Consider the following 22,412-nt stretch of genomic DNA (forward strand, 5'->3'; position numbering starts at 1 on the left):
ATGGCAAGTTTGTAGTACCATAGGTTCGTAGTGCGCACTTTAGTGCGCTATTGTAGTGCTAATGTGTTTGCTATCAATACCGAGGTTCAGGGAGTTAGCAATAACCAAAGTGTCTAGATTGATCTCTTTTTTGCTCACAGCGCGAAGGCGTTACGTCCAGGCCTTTTCGTTTCTCGTGATGAATTCGTTTGTCCTGCAGTCCTTGAAGGCTGTTCCTTGTTTGGGCATGAATTGTTACGCATGTCCTGCAGCTATCTTTGCCTGTCCTATTGGCACATTGCAGCATTTTGCCGCGATACATCAATTTCCCTTCTATACCTTGGGTGTGCTTGGCTTGGTCGGAGCATTGATGGGGCGCCTGGCTTGTGGCTGGTTGTGTCCCTTTGGATGGTTCCAAGAACTGATGTATGGGCTGGGACGCAGGCTGCGCCCCGAGGATCTCCATCCCACTACATGGCGCTGGCCCGATCAGTGGGTGTCAAGCCACTTGGGCTGGTTGCGTTATGCATTCCTGATCATGCTGGTAGGCATTGTTCCATTTTTCACGCACGAACCCTGGTTCTCTAAACTCTGTCCGGTTGGGACGATTGAGGCGGGTATTCCCTGGATTCTCCTGGATGCCGGCTTGCGTGCACAGGCAGGGTGGTTGTTTGTAGTGAAAGTAGTCATCTTGTTGGGGTTCCTCGTCTGGATGTTGGGTAGCAAGCGTCCATTCTGCCGCTTGGTCTGCCCTCTTGGGGCCATCTGGTCGCCCTTCAATCGGCTCAGCACGTTGCGTTTGGCTGTGGATGAGACAAGCTGCAGCCAATGCGGACTTTGTCGCAGAGTATGCCCAGTGGACATCTGCATCTATGAAGATGCTAACTCCACAGGATGCATCCGCTGCATGGAATGCGTACGGGCCTGTCCAGAGGCAGCGATTCGTCTGCTAGGGGAAGAGGACAAGCAGATCTGCCGGGTTACGGAACACGGGATACGCGAAAACGTAAAACGGGATATGCAAAACGGAATACGTAAAACGTAATGCGTGACGAGTTACACGTTGCCTGCTTTGATTAACTTGCTGGCTAGCATGCCCCCAAGCACGGCCAGGTCTTCGATGGGCAGGTAATGGCCAGCAGCCGCATCGAAAAGGACGTTCACAGTTGGCCCAAATTCTTCATCCCCGAGATGGAGAATGACCGCCATGCGTATACGAGGCAGCAGGCGAAACATATAAGCGGCGTCACCGAAGGAGAGCCGCTCTCCGCCCAGAGCCTTTGCCGCCACGGCAAAGCCCTTGGCATCCCTCCCATAAGCCTGCACCAAGCGCAGGCTGGCGCGTTTCTGAAAGGCTTGGTCATAGATCAGCCCATCGGGCAGCTCACGAAACGTGATCCAACGGTCGGCTGGGAACGTCCCATCGGCGTGAATGAGGTAGTGCAGGATAATAAGGCGCGTGGTGATGTCTGCTTCTTGGCCGCTGGCATTGCGCACGGAAATGTGGGGAAAAGTGACGATATGCTCTTCTCCAAAAAAGGGAACCAGGAACTGTCCCCCTTCATCATCCTGGCGAAAGTCGCAGCCAGCCATATACGCTGTCTTGTAGGGTTCGAGTTTTTGCAAGTCGCGACAGGCCTTTTCCAAGGCAGTCTGGTATCCCATTTCTCTTGGACGAGGCATGGTTCCTCCAATCTTTTGTCTGCAAGAGTGCGTGCCCCCTTCCCGGGGCAACACGAGGCGTATCTTTCGTTTTTTGGTTTACGTCATTGATTATAGTGAAATTATTATAACGGAATTCTCTTGTTTGGCAAGCAGCAGATACCGAACAATGACAATTCGGAGTACTGGGTGGACTTCCAGCAATTGAGTTACAAGAAAGTAAACGCGGATTGCGTGTATGTTGACAAATTGACACTTTCGTGGTAAGATAGTAAAGAAGATAAAGCCCCACGAACAGTGCCAGCTATCACAGTGAATTGCACAAGGGAGGAGGAGAAATGCCCAAGGCACTAAGACTTGTAGTTGCATTGAGCGTTGTCGTTTTTTTATTTGTAGCACTGGCTGGACTCGTTGCAGAATCGCCCTCCGTTGCCCAGGTGGAGGCCACGGCCGATGGAAGCGTTTCTGTCCAGACCCAAGTGGGAGATCCTCAGGCACTAGATCCTTTCACCAGATTGCCCCCCGAAGACCCTCCGTACACCAAATCCGAACCCATCTTTAACCCTCAACTCCTCCAAGCCCCGGTCAAGGACTCGGTGACCTGGAATCCGCTTTTTATGTCCGAGTTCGAGACCTTAGATGGCAACCAGGCTCTTGGTCTGTACAAGCAGATCCACGCAGGCACGACCAATGCGACGGAGAAGGTGTGGTTCCGGATGTGGTACGAACCGTGGCACTGGGATAAGGATGTGAACGCGAATGGCGTGCTCGATCTCCACCCCACAGCGCAGATGCCCTACACGCAGAGCAAGGGCACGAGGTATGACGAATGGTATCCAGCCGTGATGCAGGAATTCACCTACATGCTCATGGAGCCCAAACTCGTGTCGCAGAAGCCGGAACCGCTGGCTGGCCCGGTAGATCATAGTTTGGGTGGCACTAGCTTCGTCTTCCCGGTTGGGATTCGCCAGGACCAATTGACAAGTCCAATTGGTGAGGGGCTGACCAACCTGGATGCCGATGATGATGGTGTACCAGACATTGTGCACGTGGAAAGCGAGTTGACCCTGTTCGATCTGACCAAGATCGCCGCTGACTTCAATGGAAATAGCCGAATTGACCCATTGGATAGAGATACGATTGAATTGAATGGGAATGAGCTGGTCATTTTCCGCTTGGATAGCAAAGCGCTCTATCAAGGGAGTAGAGTGCGGTTCTTGGACTACTGGATGATGGTTGATGCTGTGTATGAGCGCAGTGCTGATATCCGAGTTTGGTATACAGGCGACACAATCACGGATCTAATGACGGGTTATCGCACGAAAACCATAGGTGTCGGGGATATGCTCCTGTGCGGGCGTGTGGGGCCTCTGCAGCAAATCCGGGCGGTGGCTAACGGCGGGTCAGGCACGAACATGTGCGACTTCCCCACCGGCCCCTTCTTCATCTACCTGGAGAACATAGATGCAGCAGAGGGTAGAGCGCGCTTGATTGTAGGGCGTGCCTTGGGTGCTACCTGGAGCGGCATGGAAGACTCACCTGGTCAGCCAGATTTGCGGCAAGGGGACCCATGGTTCCTCAAACGTTTCTATGTGGATGGTCATGAATACAATGTTGTGGCGATCAAGACGGAAAACGGCGCGGGGGTGGGCATTGACCGCCAGTGCACGCTGGATGCGGACGGCGATAGGGTCATTGACTCTGACCTGTGGCCACCACCTGTAGATCCCACGCGGTTCAAATTCATCACTATCCGCACGCCGGTTCCTAAGACGAGCAGTTACGAGGATATAGGCGGGGGGTATGTCATCGATCAGCATTCGGTGCGCTTGCAGTCTTACGCAGCAGGGCAGCACCTGTCGGTAATGCCACCTTACAATTATCCGCACTATATTCTTTTGGACATACAAGCGATCACGGATTCCTTTACCTGCAGCGAGGAAGATGTGCAATACCTAGGACCTCTCGTAGAGGCGCCTCCGGTCGAGTACTCCTACGTGGCGGAGGACAAGAACTGGCAGTTCTTGGGCGAGCTCAAGGAGAAGTATGGAGATCACGCCCAGGACGAGTTTTGGTACGTAGAACAATTCCACACCTTGCCATGGGAGTATACGGAATTCGTCCTGCCTGATGTGCGTCCTGATCGTACAGATGACCTCTATCTCGTGACAAGTGCTTTCCTCGCTCCACAAAGCGAAGCGGTGCTGTGGACGCAAGATGTGTCAGCCAATACTACCCTGGCCTATCACCTGCACTGGGATGCACAGAAGCAATGCTGGGTGCGCGATGCAAGCGTGAACACCATGCCCCAGGGCTGGAAGCCGCGCCTCAAGTTCTGGTTCGATCCCGCTGACAGCGGAAGGAACTGGAAGTACAAGACCAACTATGAGCGAGGAGGTGGCTTACGCCTCTACGGCTTCCGCAACGAAGGTCCTGGCGACAAGGGTGTTGTGGACCCAGGCTCACGTACACTCACACCTAGCTATCCGGTGGAAGTCTTGCCCTATACGAATTCCTGGGCGCCTTTCAATCCACAATTGCCACAGGCACCGCCCAAGGACTCGCTGACCTTCAACCCGGCTTACATGGATAGGTACAACTACAGCGAGGGCGATGAGCTGGTGAGCCTATACAGGCAGCTCTCCATCCGCGAGCACGATGCGCGCGAAAAGGTTTTCCTGCGCATGTGGTACGAGCCGGAGTATCTGGACAAGATCCTGAGGGTGAGTTCGAGCGCGCCGTACGTGCCCACCCAGGTCTATACCTTCCCGGCGCTGATGCAGGAATTCACCTACATGTACCTGGATACCCGCGACCAGCCTGCTAGTGCGCAGCCGGGTTCCAGCTCCTTTGCTTTCCCGATAGCCACTAATCTAACCCAACTGCCCATGCCCGATCCTACTACTGGGGATTTACCACCCCCATTATTGCCCAGCTTTGGGTATGGCCTGACCACTTTTGATGCCAACTTCGACGGCTTCCCCGAGGCGGTGCAGATTCACAGTGAGAAATCCTTGGCTACTCTGACGCATATCTATGCCGATTTCAACGGCGATGGGCTGATCGGCATGCTGGATAAAGACGATACCGTCCTGAACGGCAATGAGATGCTCATCTTTGCTCTGGAATCCATCCGCTTACAGCGTGGGCAGAGTGTGCAGCTCCTGGATCACATGATCACCTTGGACAATATTTCACCTGGCACCGCGGAGTTGCAGTTCTGGTACACGGGTGGTGGCTTGCATGCATTGGGTGGCGGACAGTATTCGCTACATCCGGATAAAATTGGCTCGCCGGTTACTTTGCGAACAGGGCAAATGGCTATTGCCGATGGGACGAGGCGACTGGTACGGGTTCTGCCTGCAAGTGGCAACCTTGGCAGGACGGATGGAGCTTGGTTCGTCTTCGTCAACGATGTATACAGTGAACCTTGGACGTCTCCAGCAGAAGAGTATGTTTCTGTCATTATTGGGCGGGCGCTAGGTTGCACACACAGTGCTATGGACAATGCCCGTGGTGGGCATGATCTGCAGCCGGGCGATCCCTGGTACCTGAAGCGCTTTTTCGTGGATGGGCATGAGTACAATGTAGTGGCAATCTATACTGCACGAGCGCGCCAGACTAACCCTGGTGATGAGACCTACGAGTTCAAGTACATCACCATCCGCACGCCAGTGCCGAAGGTCAACTTTGTTAACTACGAGGATTCGCAGAAGTTGGAGGGTTACTATCCAATTACAGGCCCAGTGGTGTCAGTTTTGCCACCGTTCAACTATGCTCACACAGAAGTGGAGGATATCCAAGCATTTCCTGAGAAAGAATCCGAGGTGTTTGTCTTTGGCAATGCGCTTTTCCAAGATGAGGATTGCCGCGGAGGCCTGTTCCCGGGGGCAATACCGCCTTATGAGATCCGTATCCTCTACGAGGATAGGGAGCCGCAGTTCTTCGGCGAGCTGAAGGAAAAATACAATGACGATACCCGGAGAGAACTGTGGCAGACCGAGCAGTGGCACACGCTGCCCGACCAGTACACGGAATTGCAGTTACCTATCATACAACAGCCTGAGGGCTGGCAGTACCTGTATCTGCTCACCAGCGATTGGGAGTCGGAGCAGAGCCGCGTCTACTACTACGGATGCCCAGATTACAGCCAGAATCAACTGCATGCCTGGAATATGGCTATCCCTGCGACCAACATGGTGATAACGGGCACTGGCCAAACTTTCTTCAATGCCAGTGTGTGGCAGCGGCTGCGGGTCAAGTTCCTGTACGACCCTACAGACCAGGATGACATCTATGTGAACAGGCTAGATGGATACAATACCCTGCGTGTGTACGGCAGCGGCATCCACAGTGTGCGAACGTGGGGCGTGCCGGCGCCGACACCGACGCCCACACCTACACGTACGCCGACTCTTACGCCCACGCCGACGCTTGTGCCTGGCCCGACAGGCAGCATCAGTGGCACGGTCAGGCTGTATGCCCGCACAAACCACAGCGGCGCAATCGTGAGCGCCGGATCAGTAAGCGCAGTCACTGGTAGCGATGGGCGCTTTGTCCTCTCTGGAGTTCCAGTCGGTACCTACAGTGTTATGGCTGCCATGCCTGGTTACCTGTATGCTTTGGAACCAGGTGTAGTAGTAACGGCAGGCATGACCACTCCTCTGCGCACTGTGCAGTTGCTGGGTGGTGATGCATGCGGGCCGGGCGAGATTCCTCCGGATTGCGTGGTCAATTTGTATGACATGGTCTTCATCGCTAGGAGGTATGGTACCTGCCCACCCAGTGACCCGCGCGCAGACATCAACGCCAATGGGCAAGTAGATATCTTCGATTTGGTTGCAGCAGGATGGGCCTATGGTAAGTCTTGTCCTCAGCCTTGGGTGTCACCGCCATCGGGTGCTTCGCTGGCGGCAGCACTAGCCACTTTGTTCGTTTCACCAGCGTATCAAAGCGGCCTAGAGGTGGACGATCTGCTCACGGTTACCTTGGAATTGCAGGATGTCCACAATCTCTATGGCGTGGACGCGCAACTGGAATTCAACCCTGATGTATTGGAAGTTGTGGATTCCGATCCATTCAAAGAAGGGGTGCAGATTACGCGCGGGACGTTCCCTGATCCGGCGCAAGGGGCTGTGTCAGCGGAGGAAGCAGACAATACCGAAGGACTGGTGCGCTATGCAATAAGTCTAGCCGATCCTGCACCGCCTGCCGAGGGCAGTGGTACACTGTGCAGTATCACCTTCCGCGCCAAGGCTCATGGGTATAGCCGGTTGCATCCTAGTTCTGTGCAATTGGTAGAGGCAACGAGCGGTGCTTCTATGCCGGTGGTGGCCGTTGGTGGCTCGGTTTACGTCGGACCAACGAATATGCTTTACCTACCGCTTGTCTTAAAGTCGGGCGTGCCACGTTAGATGAGGTATTTCCAGCAGGGGATAGAGCTCCGCGCTAGGCAGTGCAGCCGTTGGGAGCTCACCCTGCTGAGGCAATTACTTTTTGTAAGGAGGAGTCAATGTCCAGAAAAATTAATCGAAGTGTCCTGTTGCTGTTGGTGTGCTTCATGCTTGTAGCGTCCTTGCCGCTTTCCTCGGCTCTAGCGGAAGCAACTATTGTGCTGGTGGATCCACCGTCAAGCACAGTGAATCTGAATGATACGTTTACCCTGAACATCAAGGTGGACACCGTAACCAATCTATATGCAGTGGATATCCGCATCACCTTCGATGCGACCAAGTTGGAGGTGCAGGACGCGAATCCCAGCCTGGGTGGAGTGCAGATTGAGCCCGGGACTTTTCTCAATCCAGCGCAAGGCTTTATGATTCAGAACGTGGCGGACAATTCCACGGGTAAAATTCAATATGCCTTTACCCTACTCTCCCCTGCGTCGGCCGTGAGCGGCACGGGTGTATTGGCCCGCATTACGTTCCGGGCCAAAGCTACGGGCACTGCCCAGATTACATTTGACAGCGTGACGCTATCCAATGATCAGGCTCAGCCAATCGTTGCCACGCCGATGCCCGGGTCTGTTACAGTTCTACCAGCAGGTACGCCTACGCCCACAACAGTACCAACTGGTACGCCGGTACCACCTACTGCTACGCCTGTTGGGACCCCCGCTCCAACAGTGACGGCAGTACCACCACCTGCAGGCGTTGGTTTCCCGTATGTGGTGCAATGGGGCGATACGGTCTTTGGCATAGCACGATGCTTTGGCCTGCCGCCGGAGGCGATCATCCGCGCGAACAACTTGGTCAATCCCAACCTGATTCGTGTTGGCCAGATTCTGATCATACCCGCGCTGCCGGCACCGCCTCCAGGCCCGACCATGTACGTGGTGCAACCAGGGGATAACCTCTACCGCATCTCGCTGAAATTTCATGTGCCGATTGAGGCTATCATTGCGGTCAATCGCATTGTCAATCCCTGGTACATCCGCGCCGGTCAGATTCTGATCATCCCAACGGGTGCGCCGCCAGTTCCTCCTGCCACACGCACTTACATCGTGCAACGTGGGGATACGGTGTGGTCCATCGCGGCCATGTTCCGTGTGACGCCTTGGGCGATTATCAGCCTAAACAATCTGGCCAATCCTAACTTGATCTTTGTTGGGCAACCCTTGTTGATACCTTAGTGCAGGGCAGCATATAAATCCAGACTCACTACTTTGTAGCGAGCTTGGCTGCGCTCTATTTAGGTAGTTTGTCGGAAGCCCGGTTGCTGACACGTATTGCCAGCACACTGTATTAGGTGTGCATGCAGTGTATCTTTTAGAACGTGTGAGCAAGCGGGCTTTTGTCTTTCTCCATTTCCTTGGCTTCATTGATTCCAAGGAGCGCTTCCCCTCTTCCTGCTAAGCCAAGAGCAATGTGGCCAAACTGGCAGCCTTGCAATGACCGATGAAGCCATTCTGCAATAGTCCTGTCATGGAGAAGGGAATGGAATTGACAACGTGCGCAAAGTATGGTATATGAGGATATCAAGATGCACAGTTTGGAGAGATGATGCAGGGCGATCGGGCTGTACCGGTTGTGTCCATTGTAGGCCGATCTAACGTGGGCAAAACCACCTTTCTGGAGAGGCTGATACGCGAGTTGAAGCGACGTGGATATCGCGTGGGCACAATCAAGCATTACGAACATGATTTTGATATTGACGTGCCGGGCAAAGATAGCTGGCGCCATGCTCAGGCTGGCAGCGATGTCACGGTCATTTCGTCGCCACAGAAAATGGCGCTCGTCCAACGTCTGGAAGCAGAATTGCCGTTAGACCAAGTGATCGCGGTTATGCCTTCGGTGGATATTGTCCTCACCGAAGGCTATAAGCACGAGAAAAGGCCCAAGATCGAGATTTGCAGAGGCGCGGCGCACGAGTTGCTTTCTGCGGAGCGCGAATTAATCGCTCTGGTCACGGATCAGCCACTCGATTGCGTGTCTGTGCCGCAATTTCGTTTCGATGAAGTGGCAGGTGTAGCTGACCTACTTGAGAAGAAGTACCTTACTAGGGCTTCAGACAGCAAACCCTGGGTGGAAGGAGGAAATAGCAGTGCCCAAGGTGATTTGTTGGCAGACAGATTGCCTCTATAATGTGGATGGCAGATGCCGGGCTGAGGAGATAGAATACGACCCTGCTGATGGCTGCCTGACCATGGAACCCCGAACCGAACTCGACGATTCGGAGGATGAAGAGGAAGAGGAACACTGGGAACGCAGGGGAATGCACCTGCTTGGCGAGGAGGAGTAATATATTCGCCACGTCAGTCCCTGAAGCCACAGCATGAGATAGTAGTGTGGGAAGGTTCTTCTCAGAGCGGGGTCTGCCACGTATTTTGTCCTGGGACGGAGGAGTGCTGAAGAATGCTCTGTATGGCAAGTAAGACTTGTTCAATACTCTCGGAGTGATTTGCTCTTTATCGTGAAACGAGGTATACTTATCATTGTCAGAATGTTGTGGTGGGCGTAGCTCAATGGGCAGAGCACTGGTCTGTGGAACCAGGTGTTACGGGTTCGAGCCCCGTCGTCCACCTTGGTAGTAGCACTGGGAGCGTAGGGCAGTGAAGCCCGCGCTCTTCTTTTTATGGAGACTGTTTTGACGGCCTTAGGAGAGTGTGAACATGGAAGTGATACAACCTCGCTTACCCAAGGGCATGAGAGACATTCTGCCTCGCCAGATGGTGTTGCGCCAGTATGTGTTGAACATCGTTGAGGGAGTCTTTGCTGAATTCGGCTTTGAGCCCTTGATTACGCCGGCGGTTGAATTGGCTGAGATTTTGCTAGGCAAGTACGGTGCAGAGGCAGAGAAGCTGATTTTCATGGTGCAACATCGTGGTGGCAAGGAAAAACTTGCTCTGCGTTACGACCTATCTGTTCCTCTAAGCAGGGTAGTCGCTCAATACCCAGATTTGCCCAAACCGTTCCGTCGCTACCAAATCGCGCCAGTGTGGCGGGCAGAACGCCCCCAAAAGGGACGCTATCGGGAATTCTGGCAATGCGATGCAGATATCGTGGGTTCTTCGAGCATGTTGGCTGATGCCGAAATCATCGCTTTGATTTATACCGTGTTGCGACGGCTTGGGTTCCAGAAATTCGTCATCCGCATCAACGATCGCAAAATACTCACCGGGATTGGTCAATACTCGGGCGTGTCTGAGGCGCAATTGCCGGGGTTATACCGCACCATAGACAAATTGGACAAGATAGGACTCAAGGCAGTGCGTGATGAGTTGCTGGAGAACGGATTGGCAGAGCAAACGGTAGACCGTCTGCTTGCTCTCTTGCAACCCACAACGGATGGAAGAGCGGCACTGGATGACCTGCGCCGCGAATTAGTGGGCTATCCCCTCGCGCAAGAAGGCATTGCTGAACTTGTCGAACTGCTCGATTACTTGCCCTCTCTCGGAGTGATAGCAGACTTTTATCGAGTAGATCTGGCTATGGTCCGTGGCCTGGACTATTACACCGGCCCTATCTATGAGACAGTGGTCGAGAAACCGCGCATTGGCAGCATTACCGGGGGAGGGCGTTTCGATGGCCTGGTGGGCAAGTTTGCAGCGCAGGGCTATCCTGCTACTGGTACGACAATAGGCATAGAGCGCATCATCGATGTCATGGAGGAGCTGCACATGCTCCCCTCAGATGTGGGTGAGACAACCGTACAAGTGCTTGTGACAGTTTTCAGTGCTGACCTGCTCCAAGAATCGTTGCGCTTGATTACCGAGTTGCGCAGCGCAGGGTTGCGCTGTGAGTTGTACTATGATACAGATCCGTTAGGAACCCAGATTCGCTATGCCCTGAAGAAGGGCATCCCCTTTGTGGTGATTATGGGGCCAGATGAACTCGCTTCTGCTCAGGTTACGCTGCGCAATCTGCCGCTCAAATCGCAGATACAAGTAGCACGGTCACAAATCGCCGAGGTTCTACAGAAGCAGGTTGAAGCACATTCAGCGGCATCCGCATCCTAGGGAATGGCGAGGCAATCATTGATGGACGATCTGAGGGACAGATTGACAGCGCTTGCTCCGTTGCAGAAAGGCCTGGGCATTTCTTTTCGCAACCCATTATTGCTGCTGCAGGCGCTGACTCACTCCTCCTACTTGAACGAAAATCCCACATGCTCGTGGAGCGATAACGAGCGCCTGGAGTTTCTGGGCGATGCAGTAGGTGATTTCCTCACAGCCGAGTTTCTCTATGAGCGCTTCACCCACTGGCAGGAAGGAGAGTTGACCAGCGTGCGCGCTGAACTTGTGCGCAGCGAAACACTGGCTCGCTTTGCCCAGCAAATTGGGCTGGGGCATTATTTGCTTCTGGGACATGGTGAGGAACAAAGCGGTGGCCGCACGCGCGTTACGGTGCTCAGCGATGCCTTTGAGGCTCTGTTGGGCGCGATCTATGTGGATCAGGGACTTGAAGCGGCACGGCGGTTTTTCCTTCCCTTACTGCAACCCTTGGTGGAGACTTTTTCCACGGTGGCGCAATGGCGTGATGCGAAGAGTCGCTTGCAGGAATGGGCGCAAGCTGTTTTGCACGAGACACCTTCCTATCGCACCGTGCGGGAAGAAGGCCCGGATCACGCTAAACAGTTCACCGTTGAAGTGATCATTGGAGGGCAGGTACGGGGCCAAGGTACCGGACGAAGTAAACAAGCCGCAGAACAGGCTGCAGCACAAGCAGCTTTGGAGATGATCCTTGCGCCACCGAAAGGTGCCAATTCAGATAATCAATGAGCATCATGCGCCCAGGTAGGCTTCCCTCACTGCAGGATTGTCGGCCAGTTCCTTGGAGCTCCCTTCCAAAACGATCGTGCCCGTCTCCAGCACGTAGCAGCGTTGTGCAAACCTAAGGGCCATGCGCGCATTCTGTTCGACTAGCAGGATTGTAGTCCCTGCTTCGTTGATCTCGCGCAGCACGCGGAAAAGCTCGCGCATCAGGACCGGAGCCAGTCCCATAGAAGGTTCATCGAGCAGCATCAGGCGACCCCGGGTCATGAGCGCTCTGGCCACGGCCAGCATCTGCTGCTCCCCTCCGCTCAAGGTGTCCCCTCTTTGCTCTTTCCTTTCTGCGAGGCGTGGAAAGAGGGCAAATATCCGCTCAAAGTCCCGCGCTATTTCTTGGCGATCTTTGCGGTTGTAGGCAGCTAGTTTGAGGTTCTCCATCACAGTCAGATTGCCAAAGATGCGTCTTCCTTCTGGAACATGGGCCACGCCTAGTTTCACGACGTCATGAGGTGCAAGTTCCAGGAGATTTTTCCCATCGTAGCGAATGCTGCCGGCCTGAACGGGAATCAGGCGAGAGATAGCCCTAAGCGTTGTGGATTTGCCCGCTCCGTTGGCTCCAATTAGGGCGACGATCTCGCCTTGGTCAACATGAAAAGATATCCCGTGCAGGGCTTTGATATGGCCGTAAGCAACCTCCAGATTCTCTACCGACAACAGCATTTTGCTACCTCCTCGGCTGAGTCCCGTTTATGGAGACGCTAGAGCAGTATCTGGGACAAGCCCAGATAGCGTTCTGATTGCTACGATCTCGCCATTCTGAATATAGACCCGCGGCACACGAGCAGCAATAGCCGTGAGGACTTCATAATGGATGCTTTGTAGGGTTTCCGCAATAAAGTCAGCGCTGATTTCCTCGTCCCCCTGCTTCCCAATGAACACGACCTCGTCATCTCGCTCCACATCTGGAATGGCGCTGACGTCCACGATGCATTGATCCATGCAGATTCGTCCAATCACTGGCGCGCGCTTTCCGCGTATGAGGACATAGCCGATGTTGGACAATGCGCGGCGAAAGCCATCGCCAAAGCCCAAAGGAATAAGCGCAGCACGGACAGGTTTGGCAGGGATGTAGGTACGTCCGTAGCTAACCCCCCACCCGGCCGGCAAGGTCTGCACTCGCCCAACACGGCTCTTCAAGGAAAGAGCAGGCTTCAGCGGAATGGAATGGTCTACTTCACGAGAGGGATAGAGGCCATAGATGACGGTTCCGCATCTCACCATGTCCAGATGAGCCTCGGGCAGGTCTAGAGTAGTGGGGCTGTTGGCCACATGACGGATGGGTACGGAAATCCTTTTATCGGCCAGGCTTTGCAGTACTTGCTTATAGATAGCAAATTGCTGGTGCGCATAGGATTTGTCCTTCTCATCCGCCGTAGCAAACTGAGTGTACAAGCCCGTGAAGCGCAATCCAGGCAGGGTGAGGAGTCGCTCCACAAAGCCTGCTACTTCGTCGGGCATGAGCCCAAAGCGACCCATGCCGGTATCAACCTTCACGTGGACAGGCGTGATAGTGCCTGCTTGGCAGGACAACTGCGACAGTGCCGTGGCGATGTCCCAATGCATGATGGGAGCCTCGATCCCCCACTTTACCACAGCTGCCATCTCTTCGACAGGAACATAGCCCAGCACAAAAATGGGGGCAGTAATTCCTGCTTGTCGGAGTTGAATGGCCTCATCAACTCGGGCTGTGGCCAGTCGGGTGGCGCCATTCTGCAAGGCGCACCTAGCTACCATGACAGCCCCATGACCATAGCCGTCTCCCTTGACCACAGCCATCAGTTCTGTCTTTTCGCCGATCCACTGCTTGATCACTCGAGTATTGTGGGCAATTGCATCGAGGTCAACCTCTGCCCAATTCGGTTTGCCTTTGAAAGGAAGTTTGGCTAGTTGCCATTCCGTTGCAGTCATCGAATTGTCTTCTCCTGCGGCTATTCTATTTCTTCTCCAAGATAGGCCTGGAGCACTCTTGGATTTGTGCGGATCTCTTCAGGAGTACCTTCGGCGATAGTTTCTCCAAAGTCCATGACCTTGATATGTTTGCAGATGCGCATGACCAGGCGCATTTGATGCTCGATCAGGAAAATGGTAAGCCCAAATTCTTGGCGAACGCGGTGTATCAAGGCCATGAGCCGGTCAATTTCGCCGGGGTTCATGCCTGCTGCAGGCTCGTCCAACAGCAAAAGACGCGGTTTGGTAGCCAAAGCTCGGGCGATCTCTACTCTTTTTTGTTCACCATAGGGCAAATTCACAGCCAGTTCGTTGGCATAGCGTTCGAGATTGAGAATCTCCAGTAGCTTGTACGCTTCGCGGGTGATAGCTTTGTCCTCGGTGACAAGCCGAGGCGTGCGGAGAAAAGCATCGAGCAGGCTTGCGTGAACCTGTGAATAAAAGGCGATCCGGATATTATCCAAGACCGAGGCATTGCTGAAGAGGCGAATCGTTTGGAAAGTTCGGCAGATGCCTTTTGCGGCAATCTGGTGGGGCGGCAGGCCTACCAGGTTTTGTCCATTGAACTGGATGGTGCCCTGAGTTGGTCGGTATATGCCGGTAACCAAGTTAAAGACGGTCGTTTTTCCCGCTCCGTTTGGACCGATCAGCCCGATCAGCGCGCCCTCTTCGAGGGCCAGATTAAAATCGTAGACTGCGCGCAGTCCGCCAAAATAATGGGTAAGGCCATTAATGTGAAGCAGGGCCATAGACCTCTGTCTCCTCTGTTGGGATGAAAAATCTGAATTCGCGGAAACCCATAAGGCCAGCGTGGCGTCGCAATAGCATCACCAGCAGGAGCAGAGGAATCAGAACCCACTTGTATACTTCGAGTGGACGCAGTATTTCCAATAAGATAGTAAACGTAACTGCTCCTACTAGCGATCCGCTGATGCTGGCCATACCCCCTAGATAGACCATAACGAGACACTCGGTGGATTTGAGCAGCGTAAAAGTGCTGGGATTGATGTATAACAGCAGGTGAGCAAACAGACCACCTGCGATGCCAGCAAAGAAGGAGGAGGTGCAGAAGGCTACCATCTTCATGCGGCGTGTATCCACCGTCATAGCCTCAGCGGCGATCTCATCTTCGCGGATGGCAATAACCCCTCTACCATACGGCGAGAGCACGAAATTGCGGATCGCGACCAGGGTGAACACAGACCAAAAGAATACCCACGGGACGTTGGTCAGCTTGGCCATGCCCATGAAGCCCCGTGAGCCACCAATCCTCTCTATGTTTTCGATGCCGTTTTTGATGATAAAGTTCGTGGCTAGGGTGATGATTGCCAGGTAGTCTCCCCGGATTTTGAACGAGGGGATAGCGACAAGCAGTGCAGCAATAGCAGCGCCAGCCCCTCCCGCGAGCAGTGCTAACGGAAAGACAAGGTGTCCCAGTGATCTTGGGAATACCCAAACAGTAAGTATTGAAGCAATGTAAGCGCCTACGCCCATGAAGCCCGCGTGTCCAACAGAGAACTCGCCCATGTAGCCATTCACAAGGTTCAGGCTGATACACAGGATGAAGTTGATGCCCATAAGACAGAGGATCATCGTCCGGTACTCATGGAAACCACCCCAAAGCAATGCCACCAGGAAAAGGGCCAGCACATAGGCGAATAGCAAGCGCTGTGAGGGCACTCTCTGTATCCATTTCTTCACCAATGGTGCCACCAAGCGTGCCACGATATAGGTGGGTACCAGGTATATGAGCACATCATAGGCAATGATGCCTGGCAAGAGGGCCAATGACTGCTGTATCAGGATAATTCCAAACAGCGTAGGCATGGTAGGTAGCCCAAGCAGTGATGCTGCTGAAGACCCAACGATGAGCTCGATCGCACTCGCCACTCCAAAGCCAAGAAGGTATGCCAATACTGGGATCTGAGCGATATGCGTGCGAAGTTTTTGCCATTGTGCCATTTTGCCACCTACACTTTCTGGCGAAGTGGTAGGCCAAAGATGCCTGTGGGCTTGGCCAGCAAAACGAGCATCAGCACAACAAAGCTGATCAGGTCACGCATGCGGGATGGGAAGATAGCCCCAGCAGCGATCTCCACGAATCCAAGGATGTAGCCTCCGAGCATAGCACCTCGGATGACGCCGATACCTCCCACAACAGCAGAGATAAACGCTTTCCAACCCACCATGATGCCCATGTACGGCTCAATAATGGGGTAAGCGTGTGCATATAGCAGTCCACCTGCTGCAGCCAGGCAGGAGGCAATCGCAAAGGTCAGCGTGACAATGTGGTCCACATTCACGCCCATCAATGGGACAGCCTCCCGATCGTAAGAGATAGCTCTCATGGCCATACCCTGTTTGGTCTGACGCACGATGAACTCGAGGATGAGCATCAATAATATGGAGACGAATATGATTACCAACTGGGTGGTGGAGATGCTAACGCCGGCAACCTTGTGCACTTTTTCGCTGATAAGAGGTTGAAAGGAGATGCGCCATGGGCCTACAATCACGAGGGTCATGTGTTCAAGAAACACGCCCATCCCCAGAGCCGTGATGACTACCGAGAGACGATACTTGCGTAAGGGCCTATAGGCTATCTTCTCAATGGACAGGGCAACCAAGGCGGTTCCCAGCATAGCCAGCAACATGCTGCCCAAGAAGATTAGAGCATTGGGTATACCTGCCGAACCTGCCAGCCGCCTAATGAGCAGAGCGGCGAAGTAGGAGAGGAAAGCACCGACCATGAAAATATCGCCGTGGGCAAAGTTGATGAAACGCAGGACCCCATAGACCATGCTGTAGCCTAAGGCGATGAGGGCATAGATGCTACCCAGTTGTATGGCATTGATGAGCTGCTGCAGGACATAAGTCATCCTATTTATCTCCTTGGTACGAGATTAAAGGGAAAATATTGTCAACCTGAGAGGGTGGGCTAAGGGATAAGCCCCTTAGCCCACATTACGGCGCATTATTCAAAAGTCCTGGGTTGCACGGTCTTGTACCAGCGGAACACCCCGGCATCGCAGTCAATCTTGACGATGTGCACGCTCTTGATCATATCGCCCTGCTCAGTAGGAGTCATCGTGCCCGTAACGCCTTCAAAGTCTTTGATCGCGGCCAAGCCATCGCGGATGCACTTGCGGTCTGTAGCCAGATTGCCGGTCAGTTTGCCGCAATTTTGGGCTGCCTTGGCAAAGAGATACATGGCATCGTAGGTCAAGCCGGCGACAGAGTCGGGGTCAACGCCGTACTTCTCCTTGTACTTCTTGATAAAGGCTTGGGTCTTTTCACCAGCAATGTCCACTGCCCAGTGGGTGGTGAAGTACAGCCCGTTGCAGTCCGCGCCGCACAGCTTGCACAGATCGGGAGATTCCCACCCATCGTGTCCAATGATGTGAATCTTCTCGGTAACGCCCAAGCGGTTCGCTTGTTTCACGATGAGGGGCACTTCGTCGTAATACTGCGGCACATAGAGTACTTCTGCGCCGGACTCCTTGATCTTGGTGAGCTGGGCGGTAAAGTCCTTGTCACCGGTAGTGAAGGTCTCAAAGGCAACGATTTGGCCCCCCAGCTTTTCCCAGGTGTTCTTGAAGAAGAAGCCCTGGTAGTAGCAGGCATCGCTGCCAATGTCGAAGAGGACCGCTCCCTTTGTGGCATTGAACTCCTCCATTCCGAACTGGGCGTTCACGCCCGCTTGGAAGCTGTCAATGAAGCAAGCGCGGAAGACCCAGGGCTTATAGAGGGTTGTGTTGGGGTTGGTGGACCAGGGGCTGATCATCGGGCACTGTAGTTCGTTGCAGACTGATGAGGCTGGGATGGCGTTCTTGCTGGCGTTGGCGCCGATGTGAATCAGGACTTTGTCTTGGGTAATCAGCTTGGTTGCAGCAGCGGCGGCAGACTCTGGCTTGTTCTCATTGTCGGCGATGACGAGCTTGATTTTGTACTTCTTGCCACCGATTTCCAACCCACCGGCGGCATTAATCTCCTCGGCAGCCATTTCTGCAGCGTTTTTGCAAGCTGCTCCTACCATAGGAATAGCCCCCGTGAGTTCCGCGTTGACACCGACCAGAATTTCCGCTGGCCCCGTGGGAGCACACGCCGTTGCTATGCCTGACAAAGCAAGCACAACCATGAGCAAAATAAGCTTCCTTAGCATCTCGAGATCCTCCTTTGATACTTATTGATCAAACTGTCTATACCTGACAGATGCTAATTTCCTAGCCGTCTGTTGCTCACCTCCTTTCTCAGAAAAGGCGCATGTGCTGTCTACGGTGCATAGCTGGTCCTTGCCAGCAATCACATAAAAGGTAGGTAGCGTTTGTGGCTGCGTCGCAATATTACATTTTTCTAGTGTGTTTACCCAGTTAAAAAATTATAATAGGATGACTTATTTTGTCAAATTATCTGGCTATGGCAAGAATTGCCAAATAAAAGTGGCGTAGAGTGTGCCATGAGCAGAGCTGCTATAAGAAGAGGCCGGTAGTTGGGCAGTGAGGAGCTAGACGACCCGGTTAACGAGGCTGCCTATTCCGCTGATCGTGCATTCCACCAAGTCGCCCCTGTTGATTGGGGCAATGCCTTCCGGCGTTCCCGTGGCAATCACATCACCTGGCTCGAGGGTCATATGTTTGCTGATATAGGCAATGAGGTGAGGAATTTTGAACAGGCACATAGCCGTATTTGAGCGCTGTCGTATTTCTCCATTAACGCGTAAGGCTAGCTCAAGATTGTGCGGATCTGCTATTTCATCTGTCAGAACCAGGTATGGCCCTATGGGGCAGAAGGTGTCAAAGCTTTTGGAACGGAGCCACGGTTTCATCTTCTGGATGTCTCGTCGTTGCATATCCCGAGCAGTTACATCGTTGACAATGGTGTATCCAGCTACGTACTCCATCGCTCTGTCCTCGGGTACAAACTTGGCTTTCCGCCCAATGACCACAGCCAGCTCAATCTCCGGATCGAGGCGTTGCACTCCATCTGGGTAAATGATATTTGCCCCTGGCCCGATAATGGAGGATGAAGCTTTGGCGAAGAAAATGGGCTCATTGGGCACTGCATAGCCACCCTCTTCGGCATGTGCGCGATAGTTGCGGCCCAAGGCCAGTATTTTGGATGCCCTGGTCACGGGGGCCAGGAATTGCATTTGTCCACTGATTCGATAGGTTTCTATCTCCCCTGTTTCAACCAGGTGCGTAAACCACCGGCTGACAGTGCTCAGTAGATCGGGAGTGTTCTCCAGTAGATCCACTATGGTCGGCTGGGGGCAAACGCGTAGCCATGGAAACTGGTCTGCGTGCGCTTGCATGAGGCGGCTAAAGTCAATCCATTGTTCAGCACGTGCTAAGCCGATGAAGACTTGCCCGTTTTGGCATACATAACCAAGACGCATTGTTCCTCCCTGAGCTGTTTTCAAAAGTATGTATTGTTCTGAGGATTGAGGAGACACCTCAAACCCATATACCATGTAGCGACTGGCTGCGTATTTCACGAATCCATTCAATGACTTGGGCCGTCAGAGCAGAGATGGCATCAAAGTTCCCGGCTTCGACCCAGTCTTTTCTAATTAGGTTAGAGCCAATGCCTATTGCAACCACCCCTGATTTGAACCAGGCGGAGATGCTTTCTCTTGTAGCCTCTACGCCACCAGTGGGCATGAGGTATGTCCACGGGCAGGGTCCCAGAATCGCTTTCACAAACGCTGGGCCACCCACACAATCGCCGGGAAAGATTTTCACGATCTCGACGCCCAATTCCTCTGCGGCGGATATTTCAGAGGGACTGGCACAGCCTGGGAGATAGGCCACTTTACGTCGGTTGCAGACTTTGGCTACTTCGGGATTCAATATCGGTCCGACGACAAAGTTGGCACCGCTAGAGATATAGAGCGCGGCCGTTGCCGGATCGAGAACTGAACCAACCCCCAGGATGGCAGAAGGATCGGTGTTGGTGAAATGCAGCACCAAGTCGGAGAAGACACGGTAAGCATTGTCACCGCGGTTTGTAAACTCGATCACTCTGGCACCACCTGCGATGCAGGCGGCCACGATTTTCTTGGCCACTGCCAGGTCTGAATGATGAAAGATAGGCACGATGCCGATACGAATGATCTCGTTCAGTACTTCTAGGCGTTGAAATCTGGCCATTTTTCCCTCGTTGTCGGCAAATACTGTCATAACCAAAAGCCAAGCTGTTGTGCACATTATCGAGAATGCGCCAGATTTTGTCAAAAACTGCACAGCCCTGTGAGATAGAGTCCAGCAAGGAGCTGCGTTTTTATCCCTGCGCTAGCAGAGTGTATAATGAACGCAGCATAAGGGAAGGAGGAGTGCTATGGCCAAACGAATCGTGCGTGCGCCGCGTGGTACCAAGATTACGTGCAAGGGCTGGGGGCAGGAAGCAGCAATGCGGATGCTCATGAACAATCTCGATCCTGAAGTGGCGGAGAAGCCTGATGACTTGATCGTGTACGGTGGACGAGGAAAGGCTGCTCGTAACTGGGAATGTTTCGACGCCCTCGTGCGCTGCCTCAAAGAGCTGGAGAATGATGAAACGCTCTTGGTTCAATCGGGCAAGCCAGTGGGCATTTTCCGTACCTACCCGGACGCCCCGCGGGTATTAATTGCCAATTCCAACTTGGTGGGGGCATGGGCGACACCCGAATACTTTGATGAGCTCGATGCCAAGGGCTTGATCATGTACGGGCAGATGACGGCAGGCAGTTGGATTTACATCGGCACGCAGGGTATCCTGCAAGGGACGTACGAGACCCTGGCGGCTGCGGCAGAGGAGCACTTTCAGAGCAGCCTAAAGGGCAAGTTTGTGTTGACTGCTGGGTTGGGTGGTATGGGCGGAGCCCAACCGCTGGCAGTTACGATGAACGAGGGCGTGGCGTTGATTGTGGAAGTGGACCGTGCCCGTGCCCAGCGTCGTTTGGACACGCGTTATGTGGACATGGTCGTGGATAATCTGGAAGAGGCAATGACCCTGATAGAGCAAGCGCTCAAGGAGAAAAAGCCGCTTTCCATAGGACTGATTGGCAACGCTGCTGATGTTTATCCAGAACTCGTCACGCGAGGCGTGACTCCCGATGTTGTGACCGATCAGACGCCTGCACATGACCCGCTGAGCTATGTGCCCTCTAACCTCTCCGTTGCTGAGGCGGAAAAACTGCGTCGGAAGAACCCGCAGGAATATGTGCGACGCTCTATGGACTCGATGGCCCGCCATGTCCAGGCCATGCTGGAAATGCAAAAGCGTGGCGCCGTGGTGTTTGACTACGGCAACAACCTGCGCCAGCGAGCTTATGACGCCGGTGTCAAGGATGCTTTTTCCTACCCAGGCTTTGTCCCTGCTTACATCCGTCCGTTGTTCTGTCTGGGCAAAGGGCCCTTCCGCTGGGTAGCGCTATCTGGAGACCCAAATGATATCTACGTGACGGATGAAGTGGTGATGAAAGAATTTGCCTACGATGAGCATCTGGTGCGCTGGATTCGCATGGCTCATGAGCGCGTAGCTTTCCAAGGGCTGCCTGCACGCATCTGCTGGCTAGGGTATGGCGAAAGGGCAAGGTTTGGTTTGCTCATCAACGATTTGATCGCCAAGGGCAAGATCTCCGCGCCGATCGTGATTGGTCGGGATCATCTGGATGGAGGCTCGGTGGCCAGCCCTAGGCGAGAGACCGAGGGTATGCGCGACGACTCTGATGCGATAGCCGATTGGCCCATCCTGAATGCGCTGCTAAATGCGGTAGGAGGCGCTACCTGGGTGAGCTTCCACCACGGCGGAGGGGTCGGCATCGGCTATTCGTTGCATGCAGGGCAGGTGATTGTGGCTGATGGCACGCCGGAAGCAGCGAGGCGCTTGGAACGTGTGCTCACCTACGATCCAGGAACGGCTATTGTGCGTCACGCTGACGCTGGATACCCTGAGGCCATTGCGGCAGCGAAAAAACATGGCATTCGCATCCCCATGGCAAGTTGACAGTCAATTCATTGCAAAGGGAGAAGGTCAGCACCATGTACAACATTTTGCTCTATTTGCTCATAGGGCTGGTGGCCGGAACGATAAGCGGGTTGATCGGGATTGGCGGCGGTGTAATCATTGTACCAGCCTTGGTCTATCTGCTTGGATTTTCTCAGCACCAGGCACAGGGAACAACTCTGGCCTTGCTAGTTCCGCCCATTGGCATCCTCGCCGCTTGGACATACTACCGGCAGGGCTACGTGGACTTGAAAGTGGCTATTTTTGTCTGTCTGGGTTTCTTTGTCGGAGGGCTGCTGGGGGCTAAAGCAGCAGTGTGCATGTCCAGTGCAGCGTTGCAGAAGGTATTTGGAGTAGCCATGCTGCTCATTGCCTTGCGCATGATATTTGCTTGATCAGCGAATGCCGCGATGCCTTGAGCCATCCTATGGATGCCCTCTCGTTGTAAGTGGCCAATAGATCGTTACCAGCCTCTTTGTCACAAGCGAGCAGCAGGTCGGTACTAATTGGGTCGAGCAGGATAGGTGGTAGCAAGGCGATATGCTCATCCCCAGTATACCCCAAATGG

General features: G+C 53.7%; 18 protein-coding genes and 1 tRNA gene. 10 read left to right on the forward strand and 9 right to left on the reverse strand.

Going from position 1 to position 22,412, the window contains the following annotated elements; all coding sequences use genetic code 11:
- Nucleotides 1–61: 61 nt before the first annotated feature.
- Nucleotides 62–1,024 carry a 4Fe-4S binding protein gene (locus tag H5T67_11060; protein ID MBC7245850.1) on the forward strand — a complete coding sequence of 321 codons (963 nt, stop codon included), beginning with the start codon at nt 62–64 and terminating at the stop codon, nt 1,022–1,024.
- A gap of 11 nt (nt 1,025–1,035) precedes the next feature.
- On the opposite strand, the gene H5T67_11065 is transcribed toward H5T67_11060, so the two are convergent.
- On the reverse strand, nt 1,036–1,662 hold the full coding sequence (locus H5T67_11065) for a DUF3786 domain-containing protein (protein MBC7245851.1): 627 nt from the start codon (nt 1,660–1,662) through the stop codon (nt 1,036–1,038).
- 317 nt (nt 1,663–1,979) lie between these two features.
- Between H5T67_11065 and H5T67_11070 the strand changes: the two genes are divergently transcribed.
- From H5T67_11070 to rnc, 7 genes are all read left to right on the forward strand, one after another.
- The gene (locus H5T67_11070) at nt 1,980–7,055 is read left to right on the forward strand and encodes a carboxypeptidase regulatory-like domain-containing protein (protein MBC7245852.1); all 5,076 of its coding nucleotides are present in this window, start codon (nt 1,980–1,982) and stop codon (nt 7,053–7,055) included.
- A gap of 98 nt (nt 7,056–7,153) precedes the next feature.
- Complete coding sequence (locus H5T67_11075) at nt 7,154–8,272, forward strand: LysM peptidoglycan-binding domain-containing protein (protein MBC7245853.1); 1,119 nt, start codon at nt 7,154–7,156, stop codon at nt 8,270–8,272.
- Nucleotides 8,273–8,642: 370 nt separating this feature from the next.
- Complete coding sequence (gene mobB, locus H5T67_11080; GenBank protein ID MBC7245854.1) at nt 8,643–9,224, forward strand: molybdopterin-guanine dinucleotide biosynthesis protein B; 582 nt, start codon at nt 8,643–8,645, stop codon at nt 9,222–9,224.
- Nucleotides 9,184–9,381: a hypothetical protein gene (locus tag H5T67_11085; protein ID MBC7245855.1), complete on the forward strand. Its 198-nt coding sequence runs from the start codon at nt 9,184–9,186 to the stop codon at nt 9,379–9,381. The genes mobB and H5T67_11085 overlap by 41 nt, the downstream gene beginning before the upstream one ends.
- A gap of 209 nt (nt 9,382–9,590) precedes the next feature.
- Nucleotides 9,591–9,663 (forward strand) — tRNA-His (locus H5T67_11090).
- A gap of 88 nt (nt 9,664–9,751) precedes the next feature.
- The gene (gene hisS / locus H5T67_11095; GenBank protein MBC7245856.1) at nt 9,752–11,098 is read left to right on the forward strand and encodes a histidine--tRNA ligase; all 1,347 of its coding nucleotides are present in this window, start codon (nt 9,752–9,754) and stop codon (nt 11,096–11,098) included.
- 21 nt (nt 11,099–11,119) lie between these two features.
- On the forward strand, nt 11,120–11,860 hold the full coding sequence (rnc, locus tag H5T67_11100) for a ribonuclease III (protein MBC7245857.1): 741 nt from the start codon (nt 11,120–11,122) through the stop codon (nt 11,858–11,860).
- A 3-nt stretch (nt 11,861–11,863) separates the two neighbouring features.
- On the opposite strand, the gene H5T67_11105 is transcribed toward rnc, so the two are convergent.
- The 8 genes from H5T67_11105 to H5T67_11140 all read right to left on the reverse strand — a co-directional run bounded on the left by H5T67_11105 (nt 11,864) and on the right by H5T67_11140 (nt 20,007).
- On the reverse strand, nt 11,864–12,571 hold the full coding sequence (locus H5T67_11105; GenBank protein ID MBC7245858.1) for an ABC transporter ATP-binding protein: 708 nt from the start codon (nt 12,569–12,571) through the stop codon (nt 11,864–11,866).
- A 27-nt stretch (nt 12,572–12,598) separates the two neighbouring features.
- Nucleotides 12,599–13,819, reverse strand: a complete 1,221-nt coding sequence (alr, locus tag H5T67_11110; protein ID MBC7245859.1) for an alanine racemase — start codon at nt 13,817–13,819, stop codon at nt 12,599–12,601.
- 20 nt (nt 13,820–13,839) lie between these two features.
- Entirely contained in the window at nt 13,840–14,607 is a 768-nt protein-coding gene (locus H5T67_11115) for an ABC transporter ATP-binding protein (GenBank protein MBC7245860.1), read from the reverse strand.
- Nucleotides 14,588–15,685, reverse strand: coding sequence for a branched-chain amino acid ABC transporter permease (locus tag H5T67_11120; protein MBC7245861.1), 1,098 nt, complete (start codon nt 15,683–15,685; stop codon nt 14,588–14,590). Before H5T67_11120 ends, H5T67_11115 begins: the two co-directional genes overlap by 20 nt.
- 143 nt (nt 15,686–15,828) lie before the next feature.
- Nucleotides 15,829–16,737, reverse strand: coding sequence for a branched-chain amino acid ABC transporter permease (locus H5T67_11125; protein ID MBC7245862.1), 909 nt, complete (start codon nt 16,735–16,737; stop codon nt 15,829–15,831).
- 95 nt (nt 16,738–16,832) lie between these two features.
- The gene (locus H5T67_11130) at nt 16,833–18,020 is read right to left on the reverse strand and encodes an ABC transporter substrate-binding protein (protein MBC7245863.1); all 1,188 of its coding nucleotides are present in this window, start codon (nt 18,018–18,020) and stop codon (nt 16,833–16,835) included.
- A 342-nt stretch (nt 18,021–18,362) separates the two neighbouring features.
- Nucleotides 18,363–19,007 carry a fumarylacetoacetate hydrolase family protein gene (locus H5T67_11135; GenBank protein ID MBC7245864.1) on the reverse strand — a complete coding sequence of 215 codons (645 nt, stop codon included), beginning with the start codon at nt 19,005–19,007 and terminating at the stop codon, nt 18,363–18,365.
- 304 nt (nt 19,008–19,311) lie between these two features.
- Nucleotides 19,312–20,007: a bifunctional 4-hydroxy-2-oxoglutarate aldolase/2-dehydro-3-deoxy-phosphogluconate aldolase gene (locus H5T67_11140; protein ID MBC7245865.1), complete on the reverse strand. Its 696-nt coding sequence runs from the start codon at nt 20,005–20,007 to the stop codon at nt 19,312–19,314.
- A 187-nt stretch (nt 20,008–20,194) separates the two neighbouring features.
- Here H5T67_11140 and hutU point away from each other — a divergent pair, with 187 nt between their 5' ends.
- Together hutU and H5T67_11150 are read left to right on the forward strand one after the other, a co-directional pair.
- Nucleotides 20,195–21,844, forward strand: coding sequence for a urocanate hydratase (hutU, locus tag H5T67_11145; GenBank protein ID MBC7245866.1), 1,650 nt, complete (start codon nt 20,195–20,197; stop codon nt 21,842–21,844).
- A 35-nt stretch (nt 21,845–21,879) separates the two neighbouring features.
- Nucleotides 21,880–22,239 (forward strand): sulfite exporter TauE/SafE family protein, encoded by a 360-nt coding sequence (locus tag H5T67_11150; GenBank protein MBC7245867.1) that lies wholly within the window; start codon nt 21,880–21,882, stop codon nt 22,237–22,239.
- Nucleotides 22,240–22,412 lie beyond the last annotated feature (173 nt).

The organism is Chloroflexota bacterium (assembly GCA_014360905.1).
Lineage (GTDB): Bacteria > Chloroflexota > Anaerolineae > UBA2200 > UBA2200 > JACIWX01.